The sequence below is a fragment of the Macrococcus sp. S115 genome (assembly GCF_030067655.1).
In the GTDB taxonomy this organism is placed as follows: domain Bacteria; phylum Bacillota; class Bacilli; order Staphylococcales; family Staphylococcaceae; genus Macrococcoides; species Macrococcoides psychrotolerans.
The window spans coordinates 536,161-547,745 of sequence record NZ_JASJES010000001.1; the positions used below are offsets into that span (position 1 = coordinate 536,161).

Annotated in this window: 9 protein-coding genes; 3 read left to right on the plus strand and 6 right to left on the minus strand. The window is 37.8% G+C overall.

What is annotated here, in order from left to right; all coding sequences use genetic code 11:
• The first annotated feature begins 87 nt into the window (after positions 1-87).
• Together QNJ52_RS02710 and QNJ52_RS02715 are read left to right on the plus strand one after the other, a co-directional pair.
• Positions 88-1,599 (plus strand): peptide MFS transporter, encoded by a 1,512-nt coding sequence (locus tag QNJ52_RS02710; protein WP_283721823.1) that lies wholly within the window; start codon positions 88-90, stop codon positions 1,597-1,599.
• An 85-nt stretch (positions 1,600-1,684) separates the two neighbouring features.
• Positions 1,685-2,593 (plus strand): diacylglycerol/lipid kinase family protein, encoded by a 909-nt coding sequence (locus tag QNJ52_RS02715; protein WP_283721824.1) that lies wholly within the window; start codon positions 1,685-1,687, stop codon positions 2,591-2,593.
• 88 nt (positions 2,594-2,681) lie between these two features.
• Here QNJ52_RS02715 and QNJ52_RS02720 read toward each other — a convergent pair whose 3' ends face one another.
• The 6 genes from QNJ52_RS02720 to QNJ52_RS02745 form a co-directional block, all read right to left on the minus strand.
• A complete protein-coding gene (locus tag QNJ52_RS02720; RefSeq protein ID WP_219494034.1) occupies positions 2,682-3,215 on the minus strand; it encodes a 5' nucleotidase, NT5C type in 534 nt (177 codons plus the stop codon).
• A gap of 65 nt (positions 3,216-3,280) precedes the next feature.
• On the minus strand, positions 3,281-4,333 hold the full coding sequence (gene hisC, locus QNJ52_RS02725; RefSeq protein WP_283721825.1) for a histidinol-phosphate transaminase: 1,053 nt from the start codon (positions 4,331-4,333) through the stop codon (positions 3,281-3,283).
• 84 nt (positions 4,334-4,417) lie between these two features.
• The gene (locus tag QNJ52_RS02730; protein WP_219494030.1) at positions 4,418-5,932 is read right to left on the minus strand and encodes an ABC transporter permease/substrate-binding protein; all 1,515 of its coding nucleotides are present in this window, start codon (positions 5,930-5,932) and stop codon (positions 4,418-4,420) included.
• A complete protein-coding gene (locus tag QNJ52_RS02735; protein WP_219494028.1) occupies positions 5,932-6,852 on the minus strand; it encodes an ABC transporter ATP-binding protein in 921 nt (306 codons plus the stop codon). The genes QNJ52_RS02730 and QNJ52_RS02735 overlap by 1 nt, the downstream gene beginning before the upstream one ends.
• Before the next feature lie 64 nt (positions 6,853-6,916).
• The gene (recQ, locus tag QNJ52_RS02740) at positions 6,917-8,683 is read right to left on the minus strand and encodes a DNA helicase RecQ (protein WP_219494026.1); all 1,767 of its coding nucleotides are present in this window, start codon (positions 8,681-8,683) and stop codon (positions 6,917-6,919) included.
• 3 nt (positions 8,684-8,686) lie between these two features.
• Entirely contained in the window at positions 8,687-10,561 is a 1,875-nt protein-coding gene (locus QNJ52_RS02745) for an ABC-F family ATP-binding cassette domain-containing protein (protein ID WP_283721826.1), read from the minus strand.
• A gap of 128 nt (positions 10,562-10,689) precedes the next feature.
• Between QNJ52_RS02745 and QNJ52_RS02750 the strand changes: the two genes are divergently transcribed.
• The gene (locus QNJ52_RS02750; protein WP_283721827.1) at positions 10,690-11,505 is read left to right on the plus strand and encodes a ZIP family metal transporter; all 816 of its coding nucleotides are present in this window, start codon (positions 10,690-10,692) and stop codon (positions 11,503-11,505) included.
• Positions 11,506-11,585: the final 80 nt, after the last annotated feature.

Below are 11,585 nucleotides of genomic sequence, written 5' to 3' on the forward strand. Positions count from 1 at the left end.
GTTATTGAATGATATTAATTTAATGGTAAAATTATATTCTGAAATAACATTAATTTTCAGAATATTTTTATTACGGAAGGTGAAATTATGGAAACAACGAAATACTCCCGTGAAGAAATGGTACAAAGTGTACCACAGACTGGGTTTTTCGGACATCCTAGAGGATTAGGGATTCTATTCTTTGTAGAGTTCTGGGAACGCTTCAGTTATTATGGGATGCGCGCAATCTTAATTTATTACATGTATGATACGGTTGCTAACGGTGGGCTGGGTATAGATAAGACAACTGCCGCGAGTATTGGATCGATGTATGGATCATTGATCTTTATGACAGGAATTTTAGGTGGCTGGGTTGCCGACAGATTGATTGGTTCCCGAAAAGCCCTGCTCTACGGGGCAACATTAATTATGCTCGGACATATTGCAATGAGCTTACCGTTTGGAGTTCCTACATTTCTAGCATCTATGTTTTTAATTATTGTGGGATCCGGATTAATGAAACCCAATATTTCTAATGTCGTCGGCGGACTGTATCATAAAAATGATAGTCGTATGGATGGTGGTTTTGTAATTTTTTATATGTCTGTTAATATGGGTGCCTTTCTTTCCCCATTAATTGTTGGTGCACTCCAAAAACAATATAACTATCATATCGGATTTCTAGCAGCAGCCCTTGGCATGGCGCTTGCATTAGTCGTATATATCATCTTCAATCGTAAATCACTCGGTTTAGTCGGAAATGAGCCTACAAACCTATTACAAGGCGAAGAAAAGAAACGTTACTCAAGAAACATTGTTATCGCAGCAATTGCACTTATTAGTATCATTGTAGTTACTTTAATGATGGGAATCCTTACATTTAATACATTTTCATTCGTCGTAACGATTCTCGGCATTGTACTCCCTATCGTCTACTGGTTCACTATGTATCGAAGTGAGGATGTGACATCAACTGAACGTTCAAGATTACTTGCATATATTCCATTGTTCTTAGCGAGTGTAATGTTCTGGGTCATTCAGGAACAAGGCGCAAATACCCTGGCATTATTTGCAGCTGAAAGAACTCAGCTGGACTTGAAACCTTTATTTGGTATTGATTATACGTTGCCAGCTGCATACTTCCAATCATTAAATCCATTATTTATCGTAATATTAGCACCTGTCATTTCGACATTATGGATTAAATTAGGTAAGCGTAATCCAACGACACCATTTAAATTTACTTTAGGGATTTTGTTTGCAGGATTGAGTTTCTTAGTGATGATTCTTCCATTAACACAAAATGAGACACACCTCATCAATCCGTTATGGCTAGTTTTATCTTTCTTACTATGTGTTATCGGAGAATTATGTTTATCCCCGACAGGTTCTTCGGTATCTGTTAAATTGGCACCTGTCGCATTTAATTCACAAATGCTAAGCTTATGGTTCTTATCGAATGCTACAGCTCAAGGATTAAATGCACAGTTTGTAAAACTTATAGAACCACTTGGTTATACGAAATACTTTATTTTTATTGGTACGATTGCCATGATACTGTTTGTTATCATATTGTTAATGAATAAATGGATTTCAAAGAAAATGGATGGTATTCACTAGACACAGCGCCTATGCGCTGTGTTTTTAATTTGGGCAAACGAGGTATATAATATAACATAACAAATAACAATAAGAAGGTGTCAATGTGCATAAATTTAATAACGGCATATTATTTTATCACGATAAAGCAGGACAAGGTGATGTACACGAAATCATCGGAGAGGTTACAAAGCATCTATCACAGATAATTACCCATTTAACAATCTACAGAAGCTTAGAGCAAGGTGAGATCTATGAACTACTTACACAGTCTTCACAGCCATATGATATATTTCTTATTCTTGGTGGTGATGGTACTGTACATGAACTGATTAACGGGATGATTGATGGCGGCTACCATAAACCAATCGGAATCCTCCCAGGTGGCACATTTAATGACTTCACAAAAACGTTAAATCTAAACCCGGACCCTGTACGTGCTGCTACTCAGCTACTCGAGTCAGAAGTTAAATATTATGATGTGCTAAAGACTAATGAACGCTATGCACTTAACTTTGCAGGAATGGGTCTCATGGTTGATAACTCTGAAGGGGTCAATCCACAAGTAAAGAGTAAAATCGGCAAGTTCAGCTACTTCTTCTCTATGATCAAAAATGTCTCTAATCCTACCTTCTTTGAGTATGAAATTGAAGTTGATGGCACCAAATCATATGGTACATCTTCTATGATTATTATCGCAAACGGTCAGTTTATCGGCGGAAATCGCATACCACTATCTGAACTTTCACCAAGTGACGGCATTCTCAATGTATTCATCTTTAAAGATAGCGGCCTTAAATCATTTACAGACATGATCGGTGAGAAATCAGAAGTCAACTGGAATGAAATCAGTCAGAATATTGAACACATCTCCGGAGAACATGTTCATCTGAAAACAAAAGATGAACTGTCAGTAGATGTAGACGGAGAAATTGATCTTGTGACACCGCTTGACGTTACGATTGTTCCAAATAAACTTAAGATCTTAACAGCGCCAGTGAATACATTATTTTAATAGATATAGATACTATCATTATTACGACAACACCCAAACCATATAGATATGGTTTGGGTGTTGTCGTTACATATATAAAGCTTAGTATCTATTTATCCAGGAAATAACGTTCAACATCGTTCCATGAATTTACTCTATCAAATTCAGAAATACTTCGGTTATGTACCGCATCAAAGATAATACCTTTGCCTTTAAATGCGCGCAGCTGTCTCGGATTATCATCTATCAGATAATCTGTTCCAACAATGCTTTTATTACCGCAGAAGATAAAATGCTGTGGATCTAAAAATGGAAAATGCTCTCTCAGCCATTCATATTTTGCATCGAATGATGTCGGCACATCCATCGCAGCTGTAGCAATATAGACATCATAATGATGGTTGAGTCGCTCTACGACACGTACTGCATCAGGAAATACTTCTAAATCTCTAAAGAAACCTCGATCTAGTAACAGCTTGTCTAATTTATCCACGTGTTCTGGGTATTCTGTGCGAAGTTTCCTTTCGTACAAATCTTCTTTTGTTAAGGACATACCTGCACTTTCATTAAACTGAAAGATAACTTTCTTCAATGTATCTGCAAGTACTTCATCCATATCAATTGCAATTGACTGTCTCATCATAATCATCCTTTATCCTGTATTACTATTATTATAAGCAATCTAGATTGCTAATTGTAGTAATTTGATTAACTGAAGAATGAATTGAGTACTTTATGAACTTTTTCATTATCGTCACGCGTACCAATTGATATTCTTACCCCGTTAGGCATCGGTCTAGCAATTACTCCACCCTTAATCAATGCTTCGAATAACGCTTCAGCCTGATTCGTCTTCACAAATATAAAGTTTGTTACGCTATCTATAAGGTGTTCTTTGTAATCCGCTTCAAAGAATTTATTACGTTCTTTATCATTATGAGCAACATAATCCTTTAAATATTGCTGGTCTTTTAATGCAGCAATTGCTCCGACTAGCGAAAGTGCTGTCACGTTAAACGGCAGCTTTACTTTATTGAACACATCAATATATGCTTTAGATGTTATGGCATATCCTACACGTAGTCCTGCTAACCCATAGGCTTTAGAGAATGTTCTGAGCACAATCAGATTCGGGAAGCGTTTAAGTAACGCTACGCCATCTGGATAATCCTCACGCAGAACAAATTCAAAGTATGCTTCATCCAGTACGACCATTACATCTTCATGTACACTCTCTAAAAATCCAGTTAATTCTGTTTCAGTAACATAAGTACCTGTCGGATTATTCGGGTTACAGATCCAGATGATACTTGTCTCATCATTCATCTTATCTTTAAAACTTTCCAGATCAAACTTCCCTTCCTTCAACGGTACACTGACCACTTCATTATCTTCAATCAGTGCATGTGTCGTATACTGAATAAAAGTACCTTCACTCGTCAGGATGTGGCCTTTGGGATTCAGACGTGCACGCGAAATCATCATGATAATTTCATCTAATCCAGCTCCTATGAGAATTTGGTCACTATCTACCTGATAGAAATGAGCGAGTGATGCTTTTAAGTGTACCGCTTCTGGATCAGGATAATAGTTGAGTGCATCTTGTGAGCGAATGGCTTTGTATACTTCCGGGGACGGGCCCATTGGATTTTCATTCGATGCCAGTCTGCTGAAGTCTCCCTCAACATTAAACTTGCGCTTTAATGCTTCCTCTGATAATCCCGCCTTGTAGACGCCTAGACTTTCTAGTTGTGGTTTCATATTAGACCCTCCAATTCATTTTATATTATGATAGAGAAAATAAAAAAAGATAGCAAATTTTTGCTATCTTTTTAACAAATTAATTTATTTTATAATCTTTTCTTTTTTTAAATATGCCTTTGCGACACTTTCTGGCGTCTTATTGTTATATGCAACCTCATAGTTCATCTTCTGCATTTCTTCATCCGTAATCTTACCTGCAAGTTCATTTAATGCATCGACAACCTGTGGATGTTCCTCAATTGTACTTTGTTTTAATAAAGGCGCACCCTGATATGGTGGGAATAGGTGTTTATCATCTTTCAGCACGACCATATCATATTTCTTAAGTTCTGCATCCGTTGAATAAGCGTCCATCAGATCTATCTTATTCTGATCAATTGCCTGATAACGAATCTTCGGTTCCATCGTCTTCACGTTATTAAACTTGATATTATATTTCTTCTGGATTCCTTTGTAACCATCATTTCTATCATTAAATTCTAAAGTAAACCCTACTCTGATATCATCTTTCATCTTTTCAAGATCAGATATCGTTTTTAAGTTATGTTCTTCAGCATAACTTTTCTTTACTGCGAGTGCATATGTGTTGTTGTATTTCATTGGTTTTAGTAAAGCCATATCATATTTTTTCTTCAGACTTTCATTAGCCTGCTGATAAACTTCAGCTTCTGTCGTTGCCTCAGGATCTTCTTTAGTGATTTCTCCAAGCACTGTCCCTGTAAACTCCAGGTAGCCATCAATATTATCTGATTTCAAAGCATTGAATAAAAATGTTGTCTTACCCATACCTGGTGAAACCTCAACTGAGACATCCGTCTTTTCTTCAATGACATATTTGTACATATTTGTAATAATCTCTGGTTCTGTTCCAAGCTTCCCTGCAAATTTCAGCTTCTCTTCTTTACCAAATAATAAAGGTCCTACTGCTACAAGTAAAAATACAAGCAGCATCACACCGAGAATGTAGATAAGCTTTCTGTAGCTCAATTTCTCCATACGCTTTAACAGGAAGTCAAATATTAATGCAAGTAGTGCTGCCGGAATTGCTCCTAACAGGAGAATGCTTGTATTATTACGGTCTATACCAAGAAGAATTAAATCTCCTAAGCCACCCGCACCTATAAATGCTGCAAGTGTCGCAGTACCGATGATCAAGACCATCGCTGTTCTGATACCAGCCATAATGACCGGCATCGCTAAAGGAATTTCAACCTTTGTCAGCTGACGGAATGTATTCATACCGATTCCGCTCGCTGCCTCTTTCAGTGAAGGATCTACTTCTTTGATCCCTGTATATGTATTGCGCAGAATCGGCAGTAAAGCATAGATGACGAGGGCTATGATTGCTGGCACTCGACCAATACCGAATAGTGGAATCATCAACCCGAGCAATGCAAGAGATGGAATTGTCTGTAATACCGCTGTCACATTAATAATAGGTTCAGCAATCCTCGAATGACGTGTCAAATAGATTCCAATCGGTATCGCAATGAATGTTGCAATTAATAAAGCAATAAATGAAATTTGAATATGTTCGAACAATGCCTGCAATAATTCATACTTACGTTCTGAAAATGTCTGCCATAACGTATTCATTACATCGCCTCCTTACTCAGTTGACGTAATACGTCATTGCGTGATATAACACCAATTCTTCTTGTATCTTCCATTACAGCGATATATTCATGCTCAGTGAGTAAGGCATAGACATCATGCAATGAAGTATCCGGTGCTACTTGTGCTGAAGTAGCTACATCGATTGGCCTCATTATATTTCTAGCATATTGCTTAATTTGCACCGCATCACCCATAAATGTCTTAACAAATTCATTATTCGGGGCATTGATGAATGATTCAGGTGTTCCAATCTGTTCTATCTTCCCATTATTCATCAAACATATTCTATCACCAAGCTTCAAAGCTTCAGATAAATCATGTGTAACAAAGATTATCGTCTTCTTAATTTCTGATTGAAGACGAATGAGATCATCCTGCAGCTTTTCACGTGAGATAGGATCTAGTGCACTAAATGGTTCATCCATCAATATTACTGGAGGATCCGCCATTAAAGCACGAACAACACCTACACGTTGTTTCTGTCCACCGGATAATTCATCAGGATAACGATGTAAATATGCTTCGCTTTCAAGTCCAACCATATTCAATAAGCGCACCGCATCTTTATCGATACGTTCTTGAGACCATTTCTTCATAAGAGGCACTTGACTAATATTCTCCTTAATTGTCATATGAGGGAATAGTGCAATTTGTTGTAGCACATAGCCGATATCCCAGCGCATCTCATCAAGTTTGTAATCACTGATAGGTCGATCTTTAAAGTAAATGTAACCTTCTGACAACGGAACCAATCTGTTGATCATCTTCAATGTCGTTGTCTTTCCACTACCCGAAGGTCCGATGATAACAAAGAATTCTCCTTCTTCAATTTCAAAGTTGATATCATCCACAACCGTATTTTCACCATAACGTTTCGATACATGTTTAAATTTTATCATGTTGCACCTCTTATAGAATTTAATGTAATATATATAACCTAAACTCTAGAAGTTAAACAACACATTAGCTTACATAATCCTGAATCACTTCAATAAATTTTGGGCAGTAATGTTTTAGCTTATATGATCCGACACCTTCGATTAGTATCATATCTTCTTTAGAAACAGGTTTTTTATCAGCAAAGAGCTCAAGTGTATGATCAGAAAATATAGTAAATGGTGGTATATCCAGCCGTTCACTTAATTCTTTACGTGCGGTCTTAAGTGCCCTTAACAATGTATCATCTATAGCACCTATCGTTGTAATTTTTACTTTCTCATTGTATTGATTCGGTTTATAATATGTCATCACCTGTTCATCATTAAATAAGATGGCTTTTGCTGCTTCATCACAATATAGATAGTGATCATGGATTCTTATATAGCCATTAAAGATTAACGTATCGATAAATGATTGCACAGCGCTCGCCTCATAGTCCTTTAATAACCCAAAAGTAGAGAGCTTGTGCAGTGATTCGTTGTGAATCTGATCATCATTTTCTCCGTGCAGCACTTTAGAAAGCAGGTGTTTAGTTACAGGAATCTTTATGCGGATGAGACAACTTAATATTTGTTTCGCTTCTGTCGTCATATTATAATTCTCATCCTGGCTCAGACAGTTAGAGCACTGACCACAATTTTTCAGTGGTTCATTTGGATTAAAGTAATTAATGATGGTTGACTGCAGACAGCGCTTCGTCTTCGTATATTGAATCATTTTACTCAGTTTGTCTTTCTTTAATTCCTGCACTGGTTCAGGCGCTGTCTCAATAAAGAAATGCTGCAACTTAATATCCGCTTCTGAATACATTAAAATACACTCACTCTTCAAACCATCACGGCCTGCTCGCCCTGCCTCCTGATAATAGCTCTCTAAGTCCTGCGGCATATTATAATGAATGACATATCTGACATTGGATTTATCAATCCCCATTCCAAATGCATTCGTTGCAATCATTACCGGAATATCATCTCGAACGAAAGCACTTTGATTACGTTCTTTTTCTTCCTTCTTAAGTCCGGCATGATAGAATGTATGACGAATCTGATTCACTTCAAACACTTCACTTAACAACTCTACTTGCTTTCTTGTGCTAGCGTAGATAATTCCTGATGCATCACTATGACTCTTTATATAGTCAATCACCATCTTTTGTTTCTGATACGTCGGGTCTACGATGAACTTCAAGTTTTCTCTTTTTGTACTTGTTTCAACAACATGCTCCAGTTGAATATGCAGTAAGCTGCATATATCCTCCTTAACATCTACGGTAGCCGTAGCTGTTAATGCCATAAGCGTAAAATGGTGAGGTAACGTCATCACCTTTTGTACGACGTCACGGTAGCTGGGTCTAAAGTCATGTCCCCATTTTGATATGCAATGTGCCTCATCGAAAGCGACAAGTCGAATATCAAGGGCGTATAACAGCTGCTGAAAAGAATGATTATCAAATCGTTCAGGCGCAACATACAGAAATTGACACTCACCTGAAATTAATTGCGTTTCAACTGCACGCATTTCCTGTTTCGTTAATGAAGAATTGATATAGCTAGCTTTAATACCACTCGCATTGAGTGCATCCACCTGGTCTTTCATCAATGAGATGAGCGGGCTTATGACGAGCGTCAATCCTCCTTTGTAGATGCCCGGCACTTGATAGCATATAGATTTCCCGCCACCTGTCGGAAGAATGCCAAGTGTCGGAATATTATTTATCGCATAATCTATTAATTGTTGCTGTCCGGGCCTAAAGCTGGAATAACCAAAATACTCTTGTAATATGTGTTTCATAACCTACTCCATTCGTGCAGAAAGTTCATCCCATTCTTCAAAGTATGTTTCATATAGTATTTCTTTCTCCTGACGTTCAGTCGTCAATTGATTGAGTTTATCATAATTTGTCGTCTCTTGTGCAATTCTATTATCAATATCTGCAATGTCCTGTTCTAATGATTCAATCGCATCTGTCAAAAATTCAAAGCGGCGTTTGTCTTTATAGGATACACGTTTTGTTCCCTTTTCTTGATTTTTATGTTTCTCACTTTTCTCTGGCGACTGTATGGTAATATTGCTCTCTATCTGTGATTTGAAGTCCAGGTAATCTTCAAAATCCCCTAGTATTTTATGAACTGTATTTTCATGTACATACCAATAGGAAGTCACTGCTTTATTCAGAAAATATCTATCATGGCTGACCGTGATGACAGCACCTTTAAATGACTCAAGATACTGTTCTAATACGGTCAATGTCTCTGTATCCAGATCATTTGTCGGTTCATCCAGCAATAATACGTTAGGTCCTTGAATCAATATACTTAGTAAATAGAGGCGCTTACGTTCTCCACCACTCAGTTTACTAATATAGGTACCGTGAACAGCGGACGGAAATAAGAAGCGTTCCAGTAATTGCGTAACGGAAATCTTTTCACCTGTAGAAGTGAAACCTATTTCAGCTTTCTCTCTTAAAAAGTCGATCATACGCATATCTTTTTCCAGTTCCATCTCTACTTGTCGGTAATATCCGACTCTCACTGTCTGGCCTACTTTGATCGTCCCCGTTTTTAGTGTAAGCTCTCCAGCCAGCAGATTCAATAGCGTGGACTTTCCTGTGCCGTTCTGACCAACAATACCGATACGATCTGTCGTCTGCACAATATCACTGAAGCTTTCAAATAATATTTTATCGTCAAAGTGCATCCCAACCGATTCTAGTTCAAATACTTGCTTACCAAGACGCTTATTTTGAAGATTGATTTCCATCGTTTCCGATTTCTTCTGCGCTTTCACTTTATCTTCTATATCACTGAAACGGTCAATTCTCGCCTGCTGTTTCGTTGTTCTCGCTTTCGCACCTTTGCGCATCCAGGCGAGTTCTTGTTTATACAATTGCTTTTCCTTCTGTTCCTGATTAGCAAGGATAAGTTCATCTTCGGCTTTTTGAACGACGTAATCTTCGTAGTTACCACGATACTGATAGAGCTTACCATTTCTTAATTCAACAATACGGTTCGTAATCTCATTCAGGAAGTAACGGTCATGTGTCACTATGAGAACAGCTTTTTTATAATTTTTTATGAACTGAATGAGCCAATATATGGATTCAAAATCAAGGTGGTTGGTCGGTTCGTCAAGTAACAGTAAATCAGGTGCCTTAAGTAAAGATTTTGCAAGCGCAACACGCTTCTTCTGTCCACCACTAAGTGTAGTAATCGGCGCCTCAAGATTCAATATTCCGAGTTTCGTAAGAATTGCTTCTGCAGAGCTGCGATATGTAAATCCATCCATTTGTTCAATCTGCGTCTGAATTTCGCTAAGTTCATGTGCCAATGTGTCATTATAATCTGATTCCATCTGTTTTAATATGTGATTATATTTCTTAAACAACTGCATCACTGGATGCGCACGGTCCAGCACATTATCAGTAATTGAAAGTGATTCATCTAGTACAGGCGATTGTGCTGCGTACTCGATTGTAAATCCATTGGGATGAGTCACTGTTCCATTATGTTCCTCTATTTCAGCAATGCATTTTAACAGTGCACTTTTACCTGTTCCATTGATACCAACAAGTGCAATTTTATCGCCGGTTGAAATGCTTAAGCTAAGGTTTTCGAATACCGTTTTTACACCGTACTGCTTTGTCAAATTTTCTATTTTATATGCTTCCATAATATAAACTCCCACTTATTTTCTTTATTTCATATAAGAAACAATATCTCATTAAACACGTATATGATATAGTTATGTATTATAAATATCAATATAATATTATACAGTTTTTTTATAAGGAGGTACATATGTTCGAATGGTTTAGTGAGTTATCACCAATGGTACAGGCTGGAATCGCCGGAATCTTTACATGGCTGATGACAGGACTTGGTGCGTCTATCGTATTTTTCTTCAAGACTGTAAATAATAAAGTGCTGAATACGATGCAAGGCTTTGCCGCGGGCGTTATGATTGCTGCATCCTTCTGGTCTTTGCTATCACCAGCAATCAGTTTTAGTGAAGACAATGGCGTAACACCATGGTTACCAGCTGCAATCGGCTTTTTATTAGGCGGTCTCTTTATACGCCTGCTCGATGTCGTTATTCCACATATCCATCCAAATGCCTCTAATCCTGGGCATATTAATGAAGGACCATCAACAAATCTTAAGAAATCTACATTACTTTTTTTAGCAATTACGATGCATAATATTCCTGAAGGATTAGCTTTAGGTGTCGCATTTGGTGGTGTTGTCAGCGGGAATAGTGCTGCACTAATGGGTGCAATAGGGCTTGCAATCGGTATTGGTATTCAAAACATACCTGAAGGTTCAGCATTATCTTTGCCAATACATGGTGATGGTAAGTCTAAGATGAAAGCATTTAATCTCGGACACGGTTCAGCAATCGTCGAACCGATATTTGCAGTTATCGGAGCAGGTGCTGTTTTACTTGTAACGCCACTCTTACCGTACGCACTTGCATTTGCAGCAGGTGCAATGATATTCGTAGTCGTAGAGGAGCTGATACCAGAATCTCAGTCTGGAGATAATACAGACTTAGCTACAATGGGACTCATGGTCGGATTTACAATTATGATGATATTAGACGTCGCACTGGGCTAAGGTTGAAAAAAATGCGATCTTGATCCGCAGCAAAATAAAAACGGCGCCAAGAAAATGTTCTTTGTTTTCTGCGTCGTTTG

Excerpts from the sequence above, each read along its gene's own strand:
- QNJ52_RS02710 (WP_283721823.1), top strand. The coding sequence starts at position 88 with ATGGAAACAACGAAATACTCCCGTGAAGAAATGGTACAAAGTGTACCA.
- QNJ52_RS02720 (WP_219494034.1), bottom strand. The coding sequence starts at position 3,215 with ATGATGAGACAGTCAATTGCAATTGATATGGATGAAGTACTTGCAGAT.
- QNJ52_RS02745 (WP_283721826.1), bottom strand. The coding sequence starts at position 10,561 with ATGGAAGCATATAAAATAGAAAATTTGACAAAGCAGTACGGTGTAAAA.
- QNJ52_RS02750 (WP_283721827.1), top strand. The coding sequence starts at position 10,690 with ATGTTCGAATGGTTTAGTGAGTTATCACCAATGGTACAGGCTGGAATC.
- recQ (WP_219494026.1), bottom strand. The coding sequence starts at position 8,683 with ATGAAACACATATTACAAGAGTATTTTGGTTATTCCAGCTTTAGGCCC.
- QNJ52_RS02730 (WP_219494030.1), bottom strand. The coding sequence starts at position 5,932 with ATGAATACGTTATGGCAGACATTTTCAGAACGTAAGTATGAATTATTG.
- QNJ52_RS02735 (WP_219494028.1), bottom strand. The coding sequence starts at position 6,852 with ATGATAAAATTTAAACATGTATCGAAACGTTATGGTGAAAATACGGTT.
- hisC (WP_283721825.1), bottom strand. The coding sequence starts at position 4,333 with ATGAAACCACAACTAGAAAGTCTAGGCGTCTACAAGGCGGGATTATCA.